At 68.9% G+C, this 22,450-nt stretch carries 20 protein-coding genes; 10 read left to right on the top strand and 10 right to left on the bottom strand.

Annotated elements, in window-relative coordinates; translation table 11 throughout:
- Positions 1-20 precede the first annotated feature (20 nt).
- The 4 genes from NPJ82_RS03765 to NPJ82_RS03750 all read left to right on the top strand — a co-directional run bounded on the left by NPJ82_RS03765 (position 21) and on the right by NPJ82_RS03750 (position 3,279).
- Complete coding sequence (locus NPJ82_RS03765) at positions 21-1,208, top strand: YihY/virulence factor BrkB family protein (RefSeq protein WP_267347370.1); 1,188 nt, start codon at positions 21-23, stop codon at positions 1,206-1,208.
- A 4-nt stretch (positions 1,209-1,212) separates the two neighbouring features.
- Positions 1,213-1,578 (top strand): YraN family protein, encoded by a 366-nt coding sequence (locus NPJ82_RS03760; RefSeq protein WP_112382083.1) that lies wholly within the window; start codon positions 1,213-1,215, stop codon positions 1,576-1,578.
- A 70-nt stretch (positions 1,579-1,648) separates the two neighbouring features.
- Complete coding sequence (gene gshB / locus NPJ82_RS03755; protein WP_342658394.1) at positions 1,649-2,596, top strand: glutathione synthase; 948 nt, start codon at positions 1,649-1,651, stop codon at positions 2,594-2,596.
- Positions 2,597-2,673: 77 nt separating this feature from the next.
- A complete protein-coding gene (locus NPJ82_RS03750; RefSeq protein WP_342658393.1) occupies positions 2,674-3,279 on the top strand; it encodes a DedA family protein in 606 nt (201 codons plus the stop codon).
- Here the strand turns inward: NPJ82_RS03750 and NPJ82_RS03745 are convergent.
- Positions 3,276-4,163, bottom strand: a complete 888-nt coding sequence (locus tag NPJ82_RS03745; protein ID WP_342658955.1) for a tyrosine recombinase XerC — start codon at positions 4,161-4,163, stop codon at positions 3,276-3,278. The two genes, NPJ82_RS03750 and NPJ82_RS03745, sit on opposite strands and share 4 nt — an antisense overlap.
- A gap of 122 nt (positions 4,164-4,285) precedes the next feature.
- Here NPJ82_RS03745 and NPJ82_RS03740 point away from each other — a divergent pair, with 122 nt between their 5' ends.
- On the top strand, positions 4,286-5,692 hold the full coding sequence (locus NPJ82_RS03740; RefSeq protein WP_342658392.1) for a diguanylate cyclase: 1,407 nt from the start codon (positions 4,286-4,288) through the stop codon (positions 5,690-5,692).
- A gap of 54 nt (positions 5,693-5,746) precedes the next feature.
- Entirely contained in the window at positions 5,747-7,918 is a 2,172-nt protein-coding gene (locus NPJ82_RS03735) for a primosomal protein N' (protein ID WP_342658391.1), read from the top strand.
- Between the two features lie 22 nt (positions 7,919-7,940).
- On the opposite strand, the gene NPJ82_RS03730 is transcribed toward NPJ82_RS03735, so the two are convergent.
- From NPJ82_RS03730 to NPJ82_RS03710, 5 genes are all read right to left on the bottom strand, one after another.
- The gene (locus tag NPJ82_RS03730) at positions 7,941-8,192 is read right to left on the bottom strand and encodes an ATP synthase F1 subunit epsilon (RefSeq protein WP_112382078.1); all 252 of its coding nucleotides are present in this window, start codon (positions 8,190-8,192) and stop codon (positions 7,941-7,943) included.
- Between the two features lie 123 nt (positions 8,193-8,315).
- Complete coding sequence (atpD, locus tag NPJ82_RS03725) at positions 8,316-9,797, bottom strand: F0F1 ATP synthase subunit beta (RefSeq protein ID WP_112382077.1); 1,482 nt, start codon at positions 9,795-9,797, stop codon at positions 8,316-8,318.
- 23 nt (positions 9,798-9,820) lie between these two features.
- The gene (locus NPJ82_RS03720) at positions 9,821-10,699 is read right to left on the bottom strand and encodes a F0F1 ATP synthase subunit gamma (protein ID WP_342658390.1); all 879 of its coding nucleotides are present in this window, start codon (positions 10,697-10,699) and stop codon (positions 9,821-9,823) included.
- Between the two features lie 111 nt (positions 10,700-10,810).
- The gene (atpA, locus tag NPJ82_RS03715; RefSeq protein ID WP_112382075.1) at positions 10,811-12,340 is read right to left on the bottom strand and encodes a F0F1 ATP synthase subunit alpha; all 1,530 of its coding nucleotides are present in this window, start codon (positions 12,338-12,340) and stop codon (positions 10,811-10,813) included.
- 6 nt (positions 12,341-12,346) lie between these two features.
- Positions 12,347-12,916 carry a F0F1 ATP synthase subunit delta gene (locus tag NPJ82_RS03710; protein ID WP_342658954.1) on the bottom strand — a complete coding sequence of 190 codons (570 nt, stop codon included), beginning with the start codon at positions 12,914-12,916 and terminating at the stop codon, positions 12,347-12,349.
- Positions 12,917-13,148: 232 nt separating this feature from the next.
- Between NPJ82_RS03710 and NPJ82_RS03705 the strand changes: the two genes are divergently transcribed.
- Positions 13,149-13,859 (top strand): Ada metal-binding domain-containing protein, encoded by a 711-nt coding sequence (locus tag NPJ82_RS03705; protein WP_342658389.1) that lies wholly within the window; start codon positions 13,149-13,151, stop codon positions 13,857-13,859.
- A gap of 148 nt (positions 13,860-14,007) precedes the next feature.
- On the opposite strand, the gene NPJ82_RS03700 is transcribed toward NPJ82_RS03705, so the two are convergent.
- Positions 14,008-15,537 (bottom strand): hypothetical protein, encoded by a 1,530-nt coding sequence (locus NPJ82_RS03700; RefSeq protein WP_342658388.1) that lies wholly within the window; start codon positions 15,535-15,537, stop codon positions 14,008-14,010.
- 66 nt (positions 15,538-15,603) lie between these two features.
- Positions 15,604-17,112: a trypsin-like peptidase domain-containing protein gene (locus NPJ82_RS03695; RefSeq protein ID WP_342658387.1), complete on the bottom strand. Its 1,509-nt coding sequence runs from the start codon at positions 17,110-17,112 to the stop codon at positions 15,604-15,606.
- A 142-nt stretch (positions 17,113-17,254) separates the two neighbouring features.
- On the opposite strand from NPJ82_RS03695, the gene NPJ82_RS03690 reads away from it, so the two are divergent.
- From NPJ82_RS03690 to NPJ82_RS03680, 3 genes are read left to right on the top strand one after another with little or no spacing between them, the layout of a single operon-like run.
- Entirely contained in the window at positions 17,255-18,808 is a 1,554-nt protein-coding gene (locus tag NPJ82_RS03690; protein WP_267347360.1) for a CpaF family protein, read from the top strand.
- A 57-nt stretch (positions 18,809-18,865) separates the two neighbouring features.
- The gene (locus tag NPJ82_RS03685; RefSeq protein ID WP_342658386.1) at positions 18,866-20,089 is read left to right on the top strand and encodes an aspartyl protease family protein; all 1,224 of its coding nucleotides are present in this window, start codon (positions 18,866-18,868) and stop codon (positions 20,087-20,089) included.
- An 11-nt stretch (positions 20,090-20,100) separates the two neighbouring features.
- Positions 20,101-21,555, top strand: coding sequence for a hypothetical protein (locus tag NPJ82_RS03680; protein ID WP_342658385.1), 1,455 nt, complete (start codon positions 20,101-20,103; stop codon positions 21,553-21,555).
- Between the two features lie 6 nt (positions 21,556-21,561).
- On the opposite strand, the gene NPJ82_RS03675 is transcribed toward NPJ82_RS03680, so the two are convergent.
- Together NPJ82_RS03675 and NPJ82_RS03670 are read right to left on the bottom strand one after the other, a co-directional pair.
- Entirely contained in the window at positions 21,562-21,822 is a 261-nt protein-coding gene (locus NPJ82_RS03675) for a 3TM-type holin (protein WP_149682158.1), read from the bottom strand.
- Positions 21,819-22,370, bottom strand: coding sequence for a glycosyl hydrolase 108 family protein (locus NPJ82_RS03670; RefSeq protein ID WP_342658384.1), 552 nt, complete (start codon positions 22,368-22,370; stop codon positions 21,819-21,821). The genes NPJ82_RS03675 and NPJ82_RS03670 overlap by 4 nt, the downstream gene beginning before the upstream one ends.
- Positions 22,371-22,450: the final 80 nt, after the last annotated feature.

The raw sequence follows: 22,450 nt of genomic DNA, 5'->3' as shown, positions 1-22,450 counted from the left end.
GTCCGACAAAGGGGACGACGATGCCAGGATCGACAGCGGATCGGAATGCGCGCGGGCGCGGGGCGACCAGCCCATGGGCGGTGCCGCCGCGCGGGTGGAAGGACGTGCTGCTGCGGAGCTGGCGCGAGGCGGGCACCGACAACATAAGCCTGATCGCCTCCGGCGTCGCCTTTTGCGCGATCCTCGCCCTGGTGCCGATGCTGGGTGCGGTGGTGCTGAGCTACGGCCTGTTCGCGACGCCGCAGACAGTGGTCGACAATGTCCGCACGCTGATGGAGGTGATGCCAACCGATGCCGCGCAGCTGATCGGCGAACAACTGGCCAATCTGGTCACCAGTTCGGACGGCAAGAAGGGGTTCGGCCTCCTTATCGCGCTCGCCATCGCGCTATACGGCGCAATGAAGGGCGCGACCGCAGTCATCACCGCGCTCAACATCGCCTATGACGAGGAGGAAAGCCGCGGCTTCGTCGCGCTCAACCTGCTGGCGCTGGGCATCACCGCCGGGGCCGTGGTGCTGGCGGTGCTCGCCATCGTCTCGATCACCGCGCTCGGCGCGTTGCAGAGCCTGTTTCCCGATCTGCCGACCGTGCTGGTGGTTCTGGGCAAGATCCTGTCCTACGCGATCATGACCGGTGTCGCGGCCGCGGCGGCGGCGACGCTGTATCGCTTCGGGCCCGACCGCGATCATGCGCGCTGGATCTGGTTGACGCCCGGATCGCTGCTCGCCGCGCTCATCTGGCTGCTGGTGACGCTCGGCTTCGGCTTCTACGTCGCCAATTTCGGCAGCTACAACGCGACCTACGGGTCGCTGGGCGCGGCGGTGGTGTTGCTTACCTGGCTGTACCTGTCGGCCTATATCCTGCTGCTCGGTGCCGAGTTGAACTGCGAGCTGGAACGGCAGACGGCGGAGGACACCACCACCGGCGCGGCCCGCCCGATGGGCGACCGCAACGCCTATGCCGCCGACACGGTGGCGAGCGGCAGCGCCGCGGTGCATCCGGGCCCGAAACAGGCCGAGCCCGCCGGGCCGGTACGCGAGGCGGCACGGGGCTATGCGCTGACCCGCGTCGTTCCCGCCAGAAGCGGGCTGGTGCCGACCCTGCTCGTCACCGGCGGCCTGGCGCTGCTGCGCCGTCGCGGACGGGCCGGGGCAGGCGCGGCCCTGTTGGCGGCCGGTGGCACGATCAGCTTCCTGCGCCGCCGCTGAACCGATGCGAACGCCCTCCCCCGCCCGCCGCGCCGCCGAGTCCGCCGGGCGTCGCGGCGAACGTCTGGCCGGCTGGTGGCTGCGACTGAAGGGCTGGCGCATCCTCGCCCGCCGCGTGCGCACGCCGGCCGGGGAAGTGGACATCGTCGCCCGAAAAGCGGCCATCGTCGCATTCGTCGAGGTGAAGACCCGCAAGTCCGCCAACGATCTCGCCTTTGCGATCGACGAGCGCCGCCTGTCCCGCGTCGCCGCGGCGGCCGAAATGCTGGCACCGACCTATGCCGGGCCGGGTGACGATATCCGCATCGACGTCATCCTGCTCGCCCCCGGCACCCGGCCGCAGCATATCGAGAATGCTTGGCAGCCCTGAGCCCCTCCGGATGACAGGGCCGATGCCGCCCCCTACATGCCGCGACGACCATCTTTCCGAAAGGATCACCATGCCGCTCAACGTCGCCGTCCAGATGGACCCGCTCGACCAGATCAACATCGCGGGCGATTCTACCTTCGCGCTGATGCTGTCGGCGCAGGCGCGCGGCCACCGGCTGTTCCATTACGCCGCCGGGGACCTTAACTGGTCCGACGGCCGGCTGTGGACGAAGGCGCATCCGGTAACCGTGCAGCGGGTGGCCGGCGACCATTTCCACTTCGACGCACCGGTCAGGCTCGACCTCGGCGACGAGGCGGACGTGGTGCTGATGCGGCAGGACCCGCCCTTCGACCTCGGCTATATCACCGCCACGCACCTGCTGGAGCGGATCGCGCACAAGACGTTGGTGGTGAACGACCCCGCCCAGGTCCGCAACGCGCCCGAAAAGGTCTTCGTGCTCGATTATGCGCGCTTCATGCCGTCGACGCTGGTCACCCGTTCGCTGGAGGAAGCGCGCGCCTTCCTAGCCGAGCATGGCGAGATCGTGGTGAAGCCGCTGCACGGCAATGGCGGCAAGGCGATCTTCAAGGTCGGCAGCGACGGCGCCAACCTGTCGGCGCTGATCGAGGTATTCAACCAGACATGGCGCGAGCCACACATGATCCAGGCGTTCCTGCCGGCCGTCGCCAAGGGCGACAAGCGCATCGTGCTGGTCGATGGCGAAGTGGCAGGTGCGATCAACCGCCTGCCCGGCGAGGGTGAGATCCGTTCCAACCTGGCGGTCGGCGGATCGGCGGAAAAGACCGAACTCACGGCGCGCGAACGCGAGATATGCGAAGCGCTCGGCCCCGAACTGCGCGCCCGCGGCCTGTTGTTCGTCGGCATCGACGTGATCGGCGGCGAGTGGCTGACCGAAATCAACGTCACCTCGCCCACCGGCATCGTCGCGATCGAACGGTTCGACGGCACCGATGTCGCGGGCCTGATCTGGGACGCGATCGAGGGCAAGCTGGCCTGACCCCGCTCGTCCCGGCAGGGGAGAGGGAGCCGATTTCGGGAACCCCCGCCCCTCCCCGCGGGTAATCCTACCAGCACATGACCGATTTCATCCTGAACCTGATCGCCTGGGGCGGCTATTTCGGCATCTTCCTGCTGATGGCGCTGGAAAATATCGTGCCGCCGGTGCCGTCCGAGGTCATCATGGGGTTGGGCGGCATGGCGGTGGCGCGCGGCGACATGGCGATGATCCCGCTGATCCTGTGGGGAACGCTGGGCACCACCGTCGGCAACTACTTCTGGTATTATATCGGCCGCCATATTGGCTATGAACGCTTCCGCCCCTTTGTCGACCGGCACGGCCGCTGGCTGACGATGGAATGGGAGGATGTCGAGCGGCTGCACCGCTTCTTCGTCAAGCATGGGCAGTGGGTGGTGTTCGTCTTCCGCTTCATGCCCGCCTTTCGCACGATCATCTCGCTGCCCGCGGGCATGACGCGCATGCCGCTAGGGCGCTTCCTGGTGTGGACCTTTGCGGGCAGCACGATCTGGAACGCGATCCTGGCCTATGCCGGACTGTTGCTGGGATCGCGCTTCGAGGTGCTGGACCGGTATGTCGGCCCGGCCGCCGTCGCGCTGACCGTGTTGATCGTCATCGGCTATGTCTGGCGCGTCGTGACCTGGAAGCCGCGCGCCGGGCGCTAGGCCCGCGGATGCGCGTTGCGATACACATCCAGCAGGTGCGCGGCATCGACCGCGGTATAGACCTGCGTCGAACTCAGGCTGGCATGACCCAGCAGCTCCTGCAACTGCCGCAGATCGGCGCCGCGCCCCAGCAGATGCGTCGCGAAACTGTGGCGCAGCGCGTGCGGCGTGACCCGGTCGCCCAGGTCGAGCCGTGCCCGCGCCGCGCGAACCGAGCGCCGCACGACCGCCGGCGACAGCACCCCGCCCCGCGCGCCGCGGAACAGCGGCGCCTCGCGCTCCAGCCGCCACGGCTGCTCGGCGGCATAGGCCTCGACCGCGCGGGCGACCTGCGGCAGCAGCGGCACGATCCGCGTCTTGCCGCGCTTGCCCAGCACCCGGATCGTCTCGCCCAGCGGCAATATGCCCGCCGGCAGGGCCAGCGCCTCGCCGATGCGCAGACCCGCCCCGTACAGCAGCATCAGCACCGCCCAGTCGCGCGCCGCGATCCACGGTTCGCGCGCATCCTCCGACACCTCCTCCGCCAGCGCCAGCACGTCGGCAGGCGCCACCGGCCGCGGCACCCCGGCCTTTACCCGCGGCCCGCGCAGGCGCGGCGGCTCGACCCCCGCCCAGTCCAGAAAGGCGCGCACCGCCGACAGTTCGCGCGCGGCCGATGCGTTCGACAGCTCCTCGCCCCGCCGGTGCGCCAGAAACGCACGCAGGTCCGCGGCCGTGATCCGCGACAGGTCGCCCCTTGCCACCCGGCCGCCCCAATGGCTGCCCAGAAACGCCAGCAATCGCTCCGCCGTCGCCTGATAGGCGCGCACGGTATGCGGCGAGCGGCGGCGCGCATTCGCCAGATGATCGGCGAATGCCAATGGCAGGACCGCCGCTCGCCCCATATTGTCCATGTATTCCAACGACCTGTCGTAACTGACGAGAATTATTAACCTTGGCGATCTTAGACGGTCCCATGGCCTCCTCAACCCTGTCCCTCGATCCTGTGTTCGATGAAGAGCGGCGCATGGCGGCCCTTCAGGCGCATGCGCTGCTCGACAGCGAGCCGGAGCGCGAGTTCGACGCGCTGGTCAGCCTGGCGGCGGACATGCTGGACTGCCCGCTGGCCGCGCTCACCCTGATCGACCGCGACCGCCTGTGGGTAAAGGCGGGTATCGGCGACCTGCCGGTCGAGGTGCCGCGCAGCGTCGCCATCTGCAACCATACCATCCGCAAGCCCGACCAGTTCATCGTCGACGATCTGAGCAAGGATGCCGATTTCGCCGGCAATCCGCTGGTCGTTGAAAATGGCCTGCGCTTCTATGCCGGCATGCCGATCCATGCGCCCGACCGGCAGGGCGTGGCCCAACCGATCGGATCGCTGTGCGTGATGGACGCCACGCCCCGCTCGCTCAACGAATCGGGCATGCGGACGCTGCGCCATCTGACGACGCTGGCCGAGGCGCTGATCGCGGCGCGTGCCATTGCGCGGCGGGCGACCGACATCGCCGAACTCAGCGAACGCCAGGCCAGCGACCTGCGCGCCAAGGACCGCACCTTCCAGCAGGCCGAGCGCATTTCGATGATCGGATCGTGGCGCCTGTCGATACCCGAGCGGATCGCATCCTGGTCCGACGGCGTGTTCCGCATCCACGAACTGCCGCTGGGCGAGGAGCCCGATATCGATACCGCGATGAACTATTATCCGGCAAGCGAGCGCCAGCAGTTGAACGATGCCGTGGCCCATGCCGTCGAAACCGGCATCCCGTTCGACCTGGAGCTTGACTTCACCACCGCCACCGGCCGCCTGCGGCGCGTGCGGGTGATGGGCGAGCGGGAGGAAAGCGACGGGCAGGTGACCGCGGTCGTCGGCGTGTTCCAGGACATCACCGATCGCCACGCGCTGGAAATGACGCTGCGCCGCACCGCCAGTACCGACGCGTTGACCGGCATCTGCAACCGTGCCGCCTTCGACCGTGCGCTGGAGGGGGCGATCGATCGGGCGCGCCAATCGGGCGCGCTGATGGCGCTCGCGTTGATCGACCTCGACGGCTTCAAGCTGATCAACGACACGCTGGGGCACATGGCCGGCGACGACATCCTGCGCGAAGTCGGCCGGCGGCTGCGCGCGCCGTGGCTGCAGAACTGCTATGTCGCGCGACTGGGCGGCGACGAATTCGCGGTCATCGTCGAGGATGCGGGCCTGCTCGCCCGCATCGACCAGTTCCGCCAGCAACTGGAGGAAACGCTGTCGGTGTCGGTGACGGCCGAGGGCCTGACGATGACGTGCGCGGGCACGGTCGGCATGCGCCTGTGGACGCCCGAGACGCAGACGGTGCGCGATTTCGTTCACCGCACCGATGCGATCCTGTACGCCGCCAAGCGTGCGCGCGTCGGCGAGCGTCGCAAGGGTGATCGCCGACGCGCCGCCTGACCCGTTACGCTTCGGGGTTCACGACGAGTCATCCAGTGCCCATATAGCGCGGCCATGTCCTCGCGTGCCCGCGTCCTCGTCCTGAACTCCGCGCTCGGTCCCCTCGACTACCGTGTGCCGCACGGCATGACGGTCGAGCCGGGGTCAATCGTCGTCGCGCCCCTGGGTCCCCGCCAGCTGCTCGGCGTGGTGTGGGAGCCGGAGCGGATGCCATCGGATGCGGAGGTGGGCGACAACCGCCTGCGCCCGTTGCTCGGGGTCTCCGACGTGCCGCCGCTGGGCGACGCGCTGCGCCGGCTGATCGAATGGACCGCCGATTATTATCTGGCGCCGCCCGCCGCGGTGGTGCGCATGGCGCTGTCCTCCAACGCCGCGCTGGAGGGCGCGCGCACCGCCACCGAATACCGCGCGACCGGTCATGTTCCCGATCGCCTGACGCCGCAGCGCGCGCAGGCGCTGGAGCGGATCGGCGACCGCCAGGGCCTGATCCGCGAGTTGGCGACGATCGCCGACGTGTCGGATGCGGTGATCCGCGGCCTCGTCAAGGTCGGTGCGATCGAGGGAGTGGAGGTCGATATCGACAGCCCCTTTCCCCTGCCTGATCCGCAGCATCACGTTCCCGCATTGTCGGACGACCAGCGCGCCGCCGCCGACCGCCTCGTCGCCGATGTCGCCGCGCAGGCTTTCGCGCCCGTGCTGCTCGACGGCGTCACCGGATCGGGCAAGACCGAGGTCTATTTCGAGGCAGTGGCCGAGGCGGTGCGCGAGGGGCGGCAGGTGCTGGTCCTGCTGCCCGAGATCGCGCTCACCGAACCCTTCCTCAAGCGGTTTCACGACCGTTTTGGCTGCGAGCCGGTGGCCTGGCATTCGGGCCTGCGCTCGACGCAGCGGCGGCGCGCGTGGCGGGCGATCGCCAGCGGCCAGGCGCTGGTCACGGTGGGGGCCCGCTCCGCGCTGTTCCTGCCCTATCGCAACCTGGGGCTGATCGTCGTCGACGAGGCGCACGAAACCAGCTTCAAGCAGGAAGACGGCGTGCATTACCATGCCCGCGACGTGGCGGTGATGCGGGGCAAGTTCGAACCGTGCCCGGTCATCCTCGCCTCCGCCACCCCTGCGATCGAGACCCGCCAGCAGGTCGCACAGGGTCGCTATGCCGAGGTGAAGCTGCCCGGTCGCTTCGGTGCCGCCGAGATGCCCGCCATCGCCGCGATCGACCTGATCCACGAGCCGCCCGAGCGTGGCCGCTGGATTTCGCCCCGCCTCGTCAAGGCAATGACCGAGACGCTGGAGAAGCGCGAACAGTCGCTGCTGTTCCTGAACCGTCGCGGCTATGCGCCGCTGACGCTGTGCCGTACCTGCGGCCACCGCTTCCAGTGCCCCAACTGCACCGCCTGGATGGTCGAACACCGCCTCGTCCGCCGCCTCGCCTGTCATCACTGCGGCCACGTCATGCCGACCCCACGCGCCTGCCCTGAATGCCAGGGCGAGGACACCCTCGTCGCCTGCGGTCCCGGCGTCGAGCGCATCGCCGACGAGGTTGCCACGCTGTTTCCGGAGGCGAAAACGGCCGTCGTCACCTCCGACACCATCTGGTCCCCGGCCAAGGCCGCCGAGTTTGTCGGCCGGATGGAGGCAGGCGACATCGACATCGTGGTCGGTACGCAACTCGTCACCAAGGGCTACCACTTCCCCAACCTGACGCTGGTCGGCGTGATCGATGCCGATCTGGGGCTGGAAGGCGGCGACCTGCGCGCGGCCGAGCGGACCTTTCAGCAGATCTGTCAGGTTTCGGGTCGGGCCGGGCGCGGCGAGAAGCCCGGCCAGGTGTTCATTCAGACGCACAGCCCGAAGGCCGGCGTCATGCAGGCGCTGGTCACGGGCGATGCCGAATCCTTCTACGCCGCGGAGACCGAGGCACGGCGCGATGCCGGCGCACCGCCCTTCGGCCGTTATGCCGCGATCGTGGTGTCGTCGGAGGAGCAGGCCGCGGCGCAGGAGATCGCCAGCCTGGTCGGGCGCCGCGCGCCGCAGGTGGAGGGCATGCACGTCTATGGCCCCGCCCCGGCGCCGCTCGCCATGCTGCGCGGGCGTCATCGCTACCGCCTGCTGGTTCATGCGCGCCGGGCGCTCGACGTGCAGGCGGTGATCCGGGAATGGCTGGGCGCGCTGGAATGGTCGCCCAAGGTCAGGGTCGCGGTGGACGTCGACCCCTATAGCTTCCTGTAGCCGCCGCGCCGGGCGGCGCGGATCAGGCCGCGTGCTCGGCCAGGATGGTCAGGCCCTTGGGCGTGACCTCGGCAAAGCCGCCGCGGATGGTCAGCGTCTCGGGCTCGCCCTTTTCGGTGCGATGGATACGCAGCGCGCCGTCGCGGATCGTCGACATGAAGGGCGCATGCCCCTCCAGCACGCCGAAGTCGCCCTCGGTGCCGGGCACGACGACCATGTGCACCTCCTCCGAGCGGAGGAGCTTTTCGGGGGTGACGAGTTCGAAATGCAGCATTCTGGTAAGCTCCCCCCTCCCGCTCGCGGGAGGGGCTGGGGGAGAAAAGTTCGGCACAGACCCCGCGTCGCGCAGGACCATGCCGGGCCCCCTCCCGCGCGTGGCAGGAGGGGACAGGCGCCTTTAGGCTTCCTTGGCCATCTTCTCGGCCTTGGCGACGACCTCGTCGATGCCGCCGACCATGTAGAAGGCTGCCTCGGGCAGATGGTCATACTCGCCGTCGACCACCGCCTTGAACGAGCGGATCGTGTCCTCGATCTGCACGAACTTGCCCGAGATGCCGGTGAAGACCTCGGCGACGTGGAAGGGCTGGCTGAGGAAGCGCTGGATCTTGCGCGCGCGGGTCACGGTCAGCTTGTCCTCTTCGGACAGCTCGTCCATGCCCAGGATCGCGATGATGTCCTGCAGCGACTTGTAGCGCTGGAGCAGCGACTGCACCGCACGCGCGGTGTCGTAATGCTCCTGGCCCACCGTGCGCGGCTCCAGCACGCGGCTGGTCGAATCGAGCGGATCGACCGCCGGGTAGATGCCCAGCTCCGAGATCGCGCGGTTCAGCACGGTCGTGGCGTCAAGGTGCGCGAACGAGGTCGCCGGCGCCGGATCGGTCAAGTCGTCCGCGGGAACGTACACGGCCTGCACGGACGTGATCGAGCCCTTGTTGGTCGAGGTGATGCGCTCCTGCAGCGCGCCCATGTCGGTCGACAGCGTCGGCTGATAGCCCACCGCCGAGGGGATGCGGCCGAGCAGCGCCGACACTTCCGCACCCGCCTGGGTGAAGCGGAAGATGTTGTCGACGAAGAACAGCACGTCCTGGCCTTCCTGATCGCGGAAATATTCCGCAATGGTCAGGCCCGACAGGGCGACGCGGGCACGCGCGCCCGGCGGCTCGTTCATCTGGCCGAACACCAGCGCGACCTTCGAGCCCTCCGAGATCGGATTGCCGTCGGCGTCCTTGGCGATGACGCCCGCGTCCAGGAACTCGTGATACAGGTCGTTGCCTTCACGCGTCCGCTCGCCGACGCCTGCGAACACCGAGGTGCCGCCGTGACCCTTGGCGATGTTGTTGATCAGCTCCTGGATCAGCACGGTCTTGCCGACGCCGGCGCCGCCGAACAGGCCGATCTTGCCGCCCTTGGCGTAGGGCGCCAGCAGGTCGATGACCTTGATGCCGGTGACCAGGATCGCGCTTTCGGTCGACTGGTCGATGAACTCCGGCGCCTTGGCATGGATCGGCGCGCGCAGGTCGGTGCCGACCGGCCCACGCTCGTCGATCGGCTCACCGACGACGTTCATGATGCGGCCGAGCGTCGCGGGGCCGACGGGAACCGAAATCTGCGCGCCGGTATCGGTCACGGTCTGGCCGCGGGTCAGGCCCTCGGTCGAGTCCATCGCGATGGTGCGGACGGTGTTCTCGCCGAGATGCTGCGCAACCTCGAGCACCAGGCGGTTGCCGTTATTCTCGGTCACCAGCGCCGACAGGATCGCCGGCAGGGTGTTGGGGAAGTGCACGTCGACGACCGCGCCGATGACCTGCGCGATGCGTCCTACATTGTTCGTCTGGCCCGTCGACTGGATCGGGCGGATATCGTCAGCGGCGGTTGCCATGGCGGTTCTTCCTGCTTCGAAACTTAGAGCGCTTCGGCGCCCGAGATGATTTCCACCAGTTCGGTCGTGATCGCGGCCTGGCGGGTACGGTTATACTGGATGGACAGACGGTTGATCATGTCGCCCGCGTTGCGGGTCGCATTGTCCATCGCATTCATGCGGCTGCCCTGTTCCGATGCGGCGTTTTCCAGCAGCGCGCGGAAGATCTGCACCGCCACGTTGCGCGGCAGCAGGTCGTCCAGGATTGCCTCTTCGCTCGGCTCATACTCGACCACGGCATCGGCGGACACCGCGGACTTGGCCGGCTGCGGCGGCACGGGCACCGGGATCAGTTGCTGGCCGACCGGCTCCTGCACCAGCGCCGAGACGAACTTGGCGTAGAACAGATGCGCCACGTCGAATTCGCCGCGGCCATAGCGCGCGATCAGGTCGTCGGCGATCGCGCGGGCATCGTCGAACGCGACCGACTTGATCTGGCCCATCTCGTGATCGGCCAGGATCGCGTTCGGGAAGAAGCGACGCAGCACGCGCCCCTTCTTGCCGGCGATGTAGAACTTCACCGTCTTGCCTTGCGCGATCAGCTCGTCCGCCTTGCGACGCGCGGCGCGCACGATGTTGGTGTTGAACGCACCGGCCAGACCACGCTCGGAGGTCGCGACGACGAGAAGCTGCACCTGGTCCTTGCCGGTGCCCGCCAAGAGCGGCGACGCGCCGGTGCCGCCGACGCGGCTCGCCAGGCTGGCCATTACCGTCTCCAGCCGCTCGGCATAGGGACGGCCGTTCTGCGCCGCTTCCTGCGCACGGCGCAGCTTGGCGGCGGCGACCATCTTCATCGCCTTGGTGATCTTCTGGGTCGACTTGACCGAGTTGATCCGAACTTTGAGGGCCTTGAGGCTTGCCATCTTGGTCCTTGTTTCTCCCCCGCCACGGGAGCGGAGGTTGCCATCAACGGAAGCGCTTGGGGCGGCCCCTCACCCAGCCCCCTCCCCGGCGGGGAGAGGGCTATGGTTCACTTATGCGAAGGTCTTCGCGAACTGGTCGAGCGCAGCCTTGAGCTTGGCCTTGGCTTCGTCGCCCAGATCCTTGGTGTCGCGGATCAGGCCCAGCACGCCGGCGTGATTGGCGCGCAGGTCGGCGAGCATCGCCGCCTCGTAGCGCGTCACCTGCGCGACGGGGACGGTGTCCAGATAGCCTTGCGTGCCCGCGAAGATCGACGCCGTCTGCTCCTCAAAGGGCAGCGGGTTGAACTGCGGCTGCTTCAGCAACTCGGTCAGGCGCGCGCCGCGGTTGAGCAGCTTCTGCGTCGAGGCGTCGAGATCCGATCCGAACTGCGCGAACGCCGCCATCTCGCGATACTGTGCCAGCTCCAGCTTGATCGAGCCCGACACCTTCTTCATCGCCTTGGTCTGCGCGGCCGAGCCGACGCGGCTGACCGACAGACCGACGTTGATCGCCGGGCGGATGCCCGCGAAGAACAGGTCGGTTTCAAGGAAGATCTGGCCATCGGTGATCGAGATCACGTTGGTCGGGATGTAGGCCGACACGTCGCCCGCCTGCGTCTCGATGATCGGCAGCGCGGTCAGCGAGCCGTTGCCGTTGTCGTCGTTCATCTTCGCCGCGCGCTCCAGCAGGCGCGAGTGGAGATAGAACACGTCGCCCGGATAGGCTTCGCGGCCCGGCGGACGGCGCAGCAGCAGCGACATCTGACGATAGGCGACCGCCTGCTTCGACAGGTCGTCATACACGATCACGGCATGCATGCCGTTGTCGCGGAAATACTCGCCCATCGCGCAGCCGGTATAGGGCGCGAGGAACTGCAGCGGGGCCGGGTCCGACGCGGTGGCGGCGACGACGATGGAATATTCCATCGCGCCATTCTCTTCCAGCGTGCGGACGAGCTGCGCCACCGTGGAGCGCTTCTGGCCGACCGCGACATAGACGCAGTACAGCTTCTTCGACTCGTCGGTGCCGGCGTTCGCCGTCTTCTGGTTGATGAAGGTATCCAGCGCGATCGCCGACTTGCCGGTCTGACGGTCGCCGATGATCAGCTCGCGCTGGCCACGGCCGACGGGCACCAGCGCGTCGATCGCCTTCAAACCGGTCTGCACCGGCTCGTGCACCGACTTGCGCGGGATGATGCCCGGCGCCTTCACCTCGACGCGGCTGCGCTTCTCGGCGACGATCGGGCCCTTGCCGTCGATCGGGTTGCCAAGGCCGTCGACCACGCGGCCGAGCAGCCCCTTGCCCACCGGCACGTCCACGATGGTGCCGGTGCGCTTGACGGTGTCGCCCTCGCGGATCTCGGCGTCCGAGCCGAAGATCACGACGCCGACATTGTCGGCTTCCAGGTTCAGCGCCATGCCCTGCACGCCATTGGCGAACTCGACCATCTCGCCCGCCTGGACGTTGTCCAGACCGTAGATGCGCGCGATGCCGTCACCGACGGACAACACCTGACCGGTTTCGGAGACCTGGGCCTGGTCGCCGAAATTGGCGATCTGGTCCTTGATGACCTTGGAGATTTCTGCGGCGCGGATATCCATGGAACGTCAGCCTTTCATCGCGCTGGCGAGCGCATTCAAACGGGTGCGGATCGAGGAATCGATCATCTGGGAGCCGATGCGGACGACCAGCCCGCCGAGCAGCGAGGGATCGACCGACAGGTCGACCGAGACGTCGCGGCCGACACGCTGGCGCAACTGCTGCTTCAGCGCGGCGACCTGATCGTCGGTCAGCGGGTGGGCGCTCGTGACTTCCGCCGTCGTCTCGCCGCGATGGCGGCTGGCAAGCTGGCGAAAGGCGCGGATGATCTGCGACAACTGGCCCAGGCGACGGTTTTCCGCCAGCACGCCCAGGAAATTGCGGGTGGTGGCATCGACGCCCAACTGGTCGGCAACGGCGAGCACCGCCTTGACCGCCGCGCCGCGCGCCACGACCGGGCTGGTCGTCAGGTCGCGAAACTCGGCCGACTGGGCGAGCGCGTCGCGCACGGCCAGCAGGCTTGCTTCGACCGTGTCGATGCTGCGGCCCTGCTCGGCCAGTTCGAACAGGGCGAGCGCATAGCGTCCGCCCAAGCTCGCCTGGATGCCGCCTGTGCCACCTAGATTTCCGCCGGACATCTCCACGGACGCGAATTCCTCGTAATTACAAACGGGTTGCCCCCATGGGGAACGGGGCGCGAAATCGCGCCTCGGATGGGTTGGCGCGCGAGTAGCATCGGGAACCCGGCGATGCAAGCTGCGCCACCCCTTCCCATGACGGGATGGTAACAAGATCGTCATACCGGCGCCATGTCGTTTTGAACGCAATCCGCGGGATGCGGTTTTGCCGCGACCACCCTAGATCATGCACATGGACGAGGACCGGGCCTGGATCGCCTTTGCAAGCCGCGACCGCGACGCCGACGGCCGCTTCGTCGTCGCGGTGCGCTCCACCGGCATCTATTGCCGGCCGAGCTGCCCCGCGCGCCGCCCGGCACGCGACAAGGTCGCCTTCTACAAGGATGCCGCGGATGCAAAAGCGGCGGGCTACCGGTCCTGCCGCCGCTGCCATCCGGACACGGTGGCGCGCGATGCGACGGCGGTCGCACGGGCCGCAGCCATGCTGGCGCGGGACGGTGCAGTGCCGCTCGACCGGCTGGCGCAGGCGGTCGGCTATGCCCCGCATCATTTCCACCGGTTGTTCAAGCGCGCCACCGGCGTGACGCCCGCCGCCTATGCCCGCGCGCTGCGCTCGGGCCGGGCGATTGCGGCGCTCGCCGCGGAAAACAGCGTGACCGAGGCGATCTACGCCGCCGGGCATGACACGCCCAGCCGCTTCTATGCCGCCGATGCGCCCCGGCTGGGCATGTCGCCCAGCGCGTGGCGGCACGGCGGCAGGGGGAGACGATCCGCTGGACGATGGTCGCGACCGGCATGGGGCCGCTGCTCTTTGCTACGACCGCCCGGGGGCCGTGCCGGATTGCACTGGGCGAGGATGGCGCCGCACTCGCCGCCCGCTTCCCGGCGGCGACGATCCGGCCGGGCGACGCCGTCCTGCATGACCTGGCCGAGCGGCTCGTGACCTTGGCCGAATGCCCGGCGCGCAGCGACCTGCCGCCCGACATACGGGCCACCGCTTTTCAGGAAGCGATCTGGCAGGCGCTGCGCACGGTCCCGCCGGGCGCACCATGCAGCCACGCCGAATGCGTGGCTTCGGCCGGCGGCGCGGACTAGGGCGCCTCGCCCCCCGGCGCGGCCTGCTCGGCATTGCCGCGGATGCGGGCCAGCGCTTCCTGCACCTTGTCGCTGTCAAGCAGCGCCAGCAACTGTGCCGCCGGGTTGTCCGCCGGCGCGTGCGGATCAAAGGCCAGAGGACGCAGGGTCGCGCGCGCGCCCTTGACGTCGCCCAGCTCGATCGCCTGTGCCGCCACCATGAAGCGCAGGCCCTGGTCCTGCGGCACCAGCTCGAACGCGCGGTACAGCCCCTGCACCGCCGCATTGGTCGGCTTCGCGCCGGCCATGCGATAGCTGCGATAATAAAGCGACAGCGGCTCGGCGGCGTCGGGATCCAGCCGGTTCGCCTTCACGATCCAGCGCCGCGCCTCCGCCCACCGCGCCGCATCGCGGGAATTGCCCGCACGGCGCATCAGCACCATCGCCTTGTAGGTCAGCGCCTGCACGGACTTCGGATCCTTGGCCAGCGCCCGGTCCGCCGCCGCCTCGGCCGCCGCATCCTCCCCCGCATCATACGCCATCTCGGCCAGCCAGCCCTGCACCACCGGATCGTCCCCATAAGGCCCCACCGTGCGCAATGCGCGGTCATAGACGTCGCGGCCCGTTTCGCGATTGACGCCGCGTTCGGATCGCATGCGCAAACCGATCATCGCCTGCTCGCCCTCGCTCAGCGTGCGGACCGCGATGGGCGGTACGGGCAGCATCGTGTACGGCAGGATCACGTTGGTGATGCGCGACGAGTTGAGATAGCGATCGAGATCCTTGTCCAGCGCCTTCAAACCACCGAATGCCGCTTCCCCTGCCTTCAGGCTGGGCACGCCTTCGTTCAACTGGCGCAGATAGGTGCCCAACTGGTTCTCGCGCTCTTTGCTGAACATCAGATAATGGGTCAGCAGCCAGCCGCGCGCATAGACCGCCGCCCGTTGTTCGACACTGAGCTTGCGACGCGTGGAATCGAACAGCGTCTCGATGTTCATGTCGGTACGTAGCAAGCTGTAAGCGCGGTGCATCGCAGCCACGCCGACGCGCAGCGCCTCCTTGTCGAAGGTGGCGGTGCTGACGAACTCGGCATAGCCTTCCGAATACCAGGCCGGATAGGCGGTGGATGCGTTGCCCAGCAGGAAGTGATGGGCATATTCGTGGAACAGCACGATCTGCGGATCGATGCTGCCCTCGCTGCTGCCGCGGCGCGGCGTGAACGCGATCGACCCGCTGGCCCGCGGCTGGTAGAAGCCGGCGATGTTGGGGCATTTGCCGCACAACGACTGCACCTCGTTGGCGCTGGCCACCGTATAGACGGTGACCGGGTTGCTGGTCTGGCCGGGCTGCTCCGCCACCGCGTGCATGCGCCGCATCGCCCCGTCCAGCTGTTCCAGCCGCGTCGCCATGCGGCGGATATCGTCCTCGCCGGTATTGGCATAGATCACGAAGTGCTTCGCACGTGCCTCGCGCCATTCCGCCGCGGCCGGCGTGGCCATACCCAGCGCCAGCGCGACACCGGCGACCCATCCCCCGAAACGCATCATCCCGTCGGCCCTCCCAAGCCCGTATTTCGCCCTATAGCGAAACAGGGCCGATGTGCGAGGGGAAGATCACCCCGCCTTGCGACAGGAATAGACCAGCTTTTCGTTGGGTAGCGGCGGCAGCGTCGCGCGGATCGCCGCCTGCTGGCGGGCCAGCGCGTCCTGCACCGCGTCCGCCGCCGAACAGCCATTGACCGGCTTGCCGCCCCGCGCCGCGCGCGCCGCCGCCATGCCGGCTGCCGACAGGAAATAACGTGTATCGGCATAGGTGCGGGTCAGCGGGTCGAAGCGCTGCACGGACACCGTCTGCTCGTCGTCGGGCACCGCGATCCGTTCCCAACGCGCATCGCCCTCGGCAAATTGCTGCGTGCCGTTCATGCACCCCGCCCGGCCCCATTCCAGCGTCACCTCCGCGGTGGACGACATCGTCACCCGGCTGCGTTCGGGCTGCAGCGTGCAGACCAGCCGGCCAATGGCCGCGTCGCGGATCGGCATGGTCGCCGGCGCGACCGTGTCGGCGGGCAGTTCGGGCTCCCCCGATGGCCGCGCGACGAACACCACCACCGCCGCCAGCACGCCCAGCCCGCCACCGGACACCGCCCAGATCGCCGCGCGCCGCTGACCGCGCGATTCGAACAGCCCCGCCGCGCCGATGCCGAGCGCCCCTGCGACCAGCAGCAGCCCGGCCAGCGCCATCACATTCTCGCGCGTCCGCTCCGCCTCGTCACGGGCGTGGTCAAGCGCCGCCTGCCGCTTCAGCGCGGCGGCCCCTGCCGCCTCGCGGCGGGCGGCGGCGGCATCCTCGGTGGCGCGGGCATCGGCGGCGCTGTCCTCGCGCAGCCGTTCCTCGATTGAGGTGCAGGGTCCGCCGGCCGAGACATAAGGCTGCTGCGCGTCGCGCAGGAAGCCCATCAACTCGGTATCCGCGATCGCGAAGCCGAAGGTCGAATCACCCTCGTCGGCGCGGGTCAGCGCGGAGTTGACGCCGATCACCCGCCCGCACGGATCGAGCAGCGGTCCGCCGGAATTGCCGCGCGCGATGCTGGCGGTGTGGAGCAGCACCTCGATCCCCGTCAGACTGCGCCGCCCGGACGCCACGCCCTGCGAGCGGACCGGCGACAGCGGCCGGATATAATCCGCCGCCGACTGCGCGGTCGCCAGATCGACATTGCCGGGATAGCCCAGCGCGATCACCGCATTCCCCTCCGCCACCGGCCCCGTATAGAGCGCAACCGGCGGCAGCCGCGCCTCGGTGATCTCGATCAGCGCCAGGTCGCGCCGCGCGTCATAGGCGACGACCCGGCCCTGATAGGATTTGCTGCCCTCCGACGGCACGATGCCGACCACGACATTGTCCGGGTAACGCTCGGCCAGTTCCACGACATGCGCGTTGGTGACGATGCGGTTCGGTGCGACCGCGAAGCCCGATCCGTGGCCGAAGCCCGCGACCTGATCGTCGACCACCGCGATGGTCACCACCCGCACCACCCCCCGGGCCGCCGCCGCGATGTCGTCGGCCCGCGCGGGTACGGCCAGGCCGACAAGGAAAACGAATGCGAGGGCCAACCGGACGATCATCGCGCCCTCCTATCGCCCGGACGCGCCGCGCGGCAACCGCTTCTGCGCGGGCATGCGGGATCGGTGCGCGGGATCGTTGGTTAGGTATATGGTAAAGCTTGCCGTTTAGGCACCGATACCACTTGCAAGGGATTCGGGTCGGATGAGCGCGTTCGGGCGTCGCAGTGGAATGGGATCGGGTCAGCCCGCACGGCCGGCCTTTGGCGTCGCACGGCCGATGCACACCGGACAGGCCGGGGCGCGCGTGGTGCCGGCCGCCGAACAGGATCTGCCCCCTTCCGCCTTTGCCGCCCCCGAACCTGCCCCGCTGCCCGGCGGCGACATCGACGCCATCGGTCCCGGCACCATGCCCGGGCTGCAGATGGACGCGATGCAGCGCCTGGCCGATCGCCAGGCCTCCAGCGGTGACGCCGGCAGCAGCCGGGCCGAGGGGTTCGAAGCCTCGGTCCACAAGATCAAGGAACAGGTGCTGCCGCGCCTGCTGGAACGCGTCGATCCGGAGGCCGCGGCGACGCTCGGCAAGGACGAGCTGGCCGAGGAATTCCGCCCGATTATCGGCGAGGTGCTTGCCGAGCTGAAGCTGACGCTCAACCGGCGCGAGCAGTTCGCGCTGGAAAAGGTGCTGGTCGACGAGTTGCTCGGTCTCGGCCCGCTCGAGGAGCTGCTCGCCGATCCCAACGTGTCCGACATCATGGTCAACGGCCCCGAGCAGACCTATGTCGAGCGCAAGGGCAAGCTGGAGATCGCCAACATCCAGTTCCGCGACGAGGAACATCTGTTCCAGATCGCGCAGCGCATCTGCAACTCGGTCGGCCGCCGCGTCGACCAGACCACGCCGCTCGCCGACGCCCGCCTGAAGGACGGCAGCCGCGTCAACGTCATCGTGCCGCCGCTCAGCTTGCGCGGCACCGCGATCTCGATCCGCAAATTCTCCGCCAAGCCGATCACGCTCGACATGATGGCGGGCTTCGGCAGCATGTCGCCGAAGATGGCGACCGCGCTGAAGATCGCGGGCGCCAGCCGGTTCAACGTCGTCATCTCGGGCGGCACCGGCTCGGGCAAGACGACGATGCTCAACGCCCTGTCCAAGATGATCGACCCGGGCGAGCGCGTGCTGACCATCGAGGACGCGGCCGAGCTTCGCCTGCAACAGCCGCATTGGCTGCCGCTCGAAACCCGTCCCGCAAACCTTGAAGGTCAGGGCGAGATCTCGATCCGCGACCTCGTCAAGAACGCGCTGCGCATGCGCCCCGACCGCATCATCCTGGGCGAAATCCGCGGCGCGGAATGTTTCGACATGCTCGCCGCGATGAACACCGGTCACGACGGATCGATGTGCACGCTCCACTCCAACTCCCCGCGCGAGGCGCTGGCGCGTATGGAGAACATGGTGATGATGTCCGACATCAAGGTGCCCAAGGAGGCGATCAGCCGCCAGATCGCCGACTCGGTCGACCTCATCATCCAGGTGAAGCGCCTGCGCGACGGCAGCCGCCGCGTCACCAACATCACCGAGGTGATCGGCATGGAGGGCCCGGTGATCGTCACGCAGGAGCTGTTCAAGTTCGAATATCTGGACGAGTCGGCCGAAGGAAAGATCATCGGCGAATATCGCTCCATGGGCCTGCGCCCCTATACGCTCGACAAGGCCAAGCAGTTCGGCTTCGACCAGGCGTTCCTGGAGGCGTGTCTCTAAAGGGCACGGCGGCGCCACTGGCGCGTCGCCGGCGCTTGCTCTAGGGCCGGCGGCACGATGCGCCGCCTGCTGGTCCTGGCCCCCCTGTTGATCGCCCCGTTGGTGGTGGCGACGACCCATGCCGGGCAACAGGCGTCCCCGCCCAGCGTCGTGGCCGAGGCCACGCGCGATCCCGGCACGGGCCGGCTGGCGGACGACACCGAAAATCGCTGGGTGCCCTTCACCCTGACGCCGGGCAACCAGATCCGCTTCACCATGACGCTGGACGGGCGGCCGGTGTCGGCGATCCTCGACACCGGGGTCAGCTTCACCGTGCTGGCGCGCACCTCGAAGGCGGTGGTGCAGAAACGCCTGCGCAGCGGTGGCAGCGCGACCGCGATCGGCGGCGCGGTGGCGGTCGGCTGGATGCCGACGCGTCGCGTCGAACTGGGCGGCCTGACCCGCACCGGCGGCGGCGTCACCGTGGCGGACCTGCCCGCCATCGCGACGGGCGATGCCGAGCCGGTCGACCTGCTGGTCGGGCGCGACCTGACCGCGCTTTACGCGCTCGACATCGATTATGCGGGAAAGCGCTTCCGCCTGCTCCCCTCCGGCCGGATGCCTTTCGCCGGCGCGGTCGCCCCCCTCACCATCTCGGCGCAGCGGCGCGTGTACGAAAGCGCGATGCGGCTGGGTGCTGGCCGACTGGCGCCGGTCATCGTCGACACCGGCGACGGATCGTCGGTCACCGTCACCCGCGCCGGCTGGACCGCGGCCAGGCTCGATCGCCTGCCCGTCACCAGCACGATCGGCTTCGGGCTGGGCGGCGCCAGCGTCAACGACCTGGCGATCGTCCCGCACCTGACGCTGGGCACGCTCGACGCGCAGAATGTGGAGGTGCGGATCGAGCCGCCGGGCGGCTTCAGCCAGTCGATCGGCGTCGCCGGGCGCATTGGCTCGGGCTTTCTCGGGCGGTACCGCGTGCTGCTCGATCCCTATGCCGGGCGCATGGTGCTGAAGGGTGACGGCACGCAGGCCACCCCGCTGCGCTCGACCAGCGGCCTGCTCGTCGGCGTCGCGCCGGATCGCCTGCGTGTGCTGCACGTCATGCGCGGCAGCCCGGCCGAGGCCGCCGGCTGGCGCACCGACGACCTGATCTGCGCGATCGACGGCCAGCCGGTGACGCGGGATTATGCCACCAGCCCGCTTGCCCGATGGTCGGTGGCGGCGCCCGGCACGGTGGTGCGCCTGTCCGACTGCGAGGGGCGCACCCGCGCCCTCACACTGCGCCGCTTCTACTAAGGCGTCTCCCGGTGAAGCGCGCCCGCGACCTCCTGCTGTTGCTGCTCGCCGCCGTCGCGCTGCGCGGCTGGGATATCGGCAACCCGGTGATCCATGTCGACGAGCAATATTATCTGCTGGTCGGCACCCGGCTGCTGAACGGTGCGGTGCCCTATGTTGACATCTGGGATCGCAAGCCGATCGGGCTGTTCCTGCTCTATGCGCTGTTCGCCGCCGCCCCCGGCAAGGGGATCGTCGCCTATCAACTGGCCGCGCTCGCCGCCGCCTGGGGAACCGCGGCGCTGGTGTATCTGGCGGCGGGCCGGATCGGGGTGCGGCGGCGCGGTGCGCTGGCGGCGGGCGCGGTTTATCTGATCGCGCTGATGCTGCTCGGCGGGCGCGGTGGCCAGTCGCCCGTCTTCTACAACCTGCCCATGGCTGCCGCCGGCTGGCTGACGCTGGGCCTGCCCGCGCTCGCCGCGCAAGGGCGACGCACCCGCATCCTGTGGAACGGCGCCGTCGCCTGCCTGCTGGCGGGCATCGCGATCCAGATGAAATACACCCCCGCGATCGAAGGTGCGTTCTTCGGCGTCGCGCATCTCTGGTTCCTCCGCCGTGCACAGGTCCGCTGGCCCGCCATCGTTGCCGCCGCGCTGTTCTGGGCGCTGATCGGCCTTTCCCCCAGCCTCGCCGCGCTCGGCTGGTATTGGGCGCATGGCTGGCTTCAGCCTTTCTGGTTCGCCAACATCACCTCGATCGCGCTGCGGGCGCCCTATCCGCCCGACCAGCTGGCGATGCGGCTGCTCGGCATCGCCGCGCAGCTCGCCCCGGTCATTGTCTCCACCGCGATCGCCTGGCGCCGCCGCCCGCGGGAGGGCACCCGGGCAAGCGCGAACCTGCTCGCCTGGGGCTGGCTCGCCGCCGCCACCGCCGGCTTTTTCGCGATCGGCACCTTTTTCGACCATTATGCGCTGCCGCTGCTCGCCCCCCTGACGCTCGTCGCCGGCCGCTGCTGGGGCCGCTCGACCCGCGCGCTGGTCGCCACGCTCGGTCTCGGCCTGACGATCCTGTCGGTGGAGGCGCTGACCGCGCATGACGATGCGCCCGGTGCCTACCGCACCGCGCGGATCGTCGCCGCGAACAGCGGCACCGGCTGCCCCTATGTGTTCATCGGCGACACCATCATCTATCAACTGGCCGACACCTGCCTGCCGACGCCCTATGCCTTTCCCAACCTGCTCGCCTACACCACCGAGCAGGGCGCGACGGGCATCGACGAAGCGGCCGAAGTCCGCCGCATCCTGGCAAGACGCCCGCCGGTCATCGTCACCTCCGACCGGCGGATGCGGATCTGGAACCCCGGCAGCCTTGCCGCGCTGAAGGCGACGCTGACCCGCGATTACCGCGCCGTGTTCCGCACCCGCCGGGCAAGCTGGCACACCATCGTCTTCCTGCGCCGCGACCTGCCCTACCGCGACCCGCGCTGATCGGATCTAGCGCCGCTTCCCCCACTCCCGCGCCACCGTATAGCCCAGATATCCGGTGCCGAAGAGCGCGTAGAGCGGCTCCGGGATTGCCGCCAGATACGCCGCCATGCCGCGGATCATCGCCTGCGCCATTGCCGGGCGCAGCCCCGCGACGATGCTCATCGGCAGGCTCCACAACAGGAACACGTACATTACGTACAGGAATGCCGGCCGCGCCTGCGCCGTCCAGCGGTCGACCGGCTCGGCAGGTTCGTCGCCCGCCGTCATGCCCGCACCCCCACCCGGTGCGCCAGCCAGCCATACAGGAACGCCTCGTTCGCCGGCCGCCGCTCGGCCAGGGTGATATAGCGTTCGCCGCGCAGCGCCTCGATCGCCTTGACCAGCACCGCCTCGCCGCCACGCCCCCGCCGCACCAGATACGCATCCAGCGCGGTCAGCGTGGCATCGCCGATCCGCCCGTCACGCGCCACCTCCGGATAATCCACCGCGCCCCGGTTCAGCGCGTTCAGCGCGCGCTGAAGAAAGCCGATCGGAACGCGCGGTCCCATGTTCACGCCCCCGTCGAACAGTTCGGCCGCCAGCATCGGCGCGCGCCGCGCGACCCGGTCGATCCCCGGCCCCGTCCAGTAGCGGGTCCGGTAGATGTCCTCCGCCACGCTGCGCGGCAGTTGCCGGATCGCCCCCGCATAGCCCCCGCCCCGCGCCACCGCCTCGGTAATCCCGAAGCGCGTTGGCCCGCCCCGGTCGGCGGGATGGTCGACATAGCCCCCTTCGCGCGCGACCGCGCCTGCAATCAGCCCATCGATATCCGTCATGCCCGTCTCCCCCAGGCAGCAACGAACCATATCGGTTCGCTGTAGGACAGCGATTTCTGCAAGGGGCCGCTATTTTGTTG

Source organism: Sphingomonas sp. NY01 (assembly GCF_038809135.1).
GTDB classification, from domain to species: domain Bacteria; phylum Pseudomonadota; class Alphaproteobacteria; order Sphingomonadales; family Sphingomonadaceae; genus Sphingomonas; species Sphingomonas carotinifaciens.
This window is presented reverse-complemented; position numbering and strand designations above follow the sequence as displayed.

Coding starts and splice junctions, on each gene's coding strand:
- NPJ82_RS03765 (WP_267347370.1), top strand. CDS start 21: ATGCCAGGATCGACAGCGGATCGGAATGCGCGCGGGCGCGGGGCGACC.
- NPJ82_RS03740 (WP_342658392.1), top strand. CDS start 4,286: ATGGCGGCCCTTCAGGCGCATGCGCTGCTCGACAGCGAGCCGGAGCGC.
- NPJ82_RS03710 (WP_342658954.1), bottom strand. CDS start 12,916: ATGTCCGGCGGAAATCTAGGTGGCACAGGCGGCATCCAGGCGAGCTTG.
- NPJ82_RS03730 (WP_112382078.1), bottom strand. CDS start 8,192: ATGCTGCATTTCGAACTCGTCACCCCCGAAAAGCTCCTCCGCTCGGAG.
- NPJ82_RS03690 (WP_267347360.1), top strand. CDS start 17,255: ATGAGCGCGTTCGGGCGTCGCAGTGGAATGGGATCGGGTCAGCCCGCA.
- NPJ82_RS03750 (WP_342658393.1), top strand. CDS start 2,674: ATGACCGATTTCATCCTGAACCTGATCGCCTGGGGCGGCTATTTCGGC.
- NPJ82_RS03720 (WP_342658390.1), bottom strand. CDS start 10,699: ATGGCAAGCCTCAAGGCCCTCAAAGTTCGGATCAACTCGGTCAAGTCG.
- NPJ82_RS03675 (WP_149682158.1), bottom strand. CDS start 21,822: ATGACGGCGGGCGACGAACCTGCCGAGCCGGTCGACCGCTGGACGGCG.
- NPJ82_RS03700 (WP_342658388.1), bottom strand. CDS start 15,537: ATGATGCGTTTCGGGGGATGGGTCGCCGGTGTCGCGCTGGCGCTGGGT.
- NPJ82_RS03705 (WP_342658389.1), top strand. CDS start 13,149: ATGGACGAGGACCGGGCCTGGATCGCCTTTGCAAGCCGCGACCGCGAC.
- NPJ82_RS03745 (WP_342658955.1), bottom strand. CDS start 4,163: ATGGGGCGAGCGGCGGTCCTGCCATTGGCATTCGCCGATCATCTGGCG.
- NPJ82_RS03670 (WP_342658384.1), bottom strand. CDS start 22,370: ATGACGGATATCGATGGGCTGATTGCAGGCGCGGTCGCGCGCGAAGGG.
- atpD (WP_112382077.1), bottom strand. CDS start 9,797: ATGGCAACCGCCGCTGACGATATCCGCCCGATCCAGTCGACGGGCCAG.
- NPJ82_RS03695 (WP_342658387.1), bottom strand. CDS start 17,112: ATGATCGTCCGGTTGGCCCTCGCATTCGTTTTCCTTGTCGGCCTGGCC.
- gshB (WP_342658394.1), top strand. CDS start 1,649: ATGCCGCTCAACGTCGCCGTCCAGATGGACCCGCTCGACCAGATCAAC.
- atpA (WP_112382075.1), bottom strand. CDS start 12,340: ATGGATATCCGCGCCGCAGAAATCTCCAAGGTCATCAAGGACCAGATC.
- NPJ82_RS03685 (WP_342658386.1), top strand. CDS start 18,866: ATGCGCCGCCTGCTGGTCCTGGCCCCCCTGTTGATCGCCCCGTTGGTG.
- NPJ82_RS03760 (WP_112382083.1), top strand. CDS start 1,213: ATGCGAACGCCCTCCCCCGCCCGCCGCGCCGCCGAGTCCGCCGGGCGT.
- NPJ82_RS03735 (WP_342658391.1), top strand. CDS start 5,747: ATGTCCTCGCGTGCCCGCGTCCTCGTCCTGAACTCCGCGCTCGGTCCC.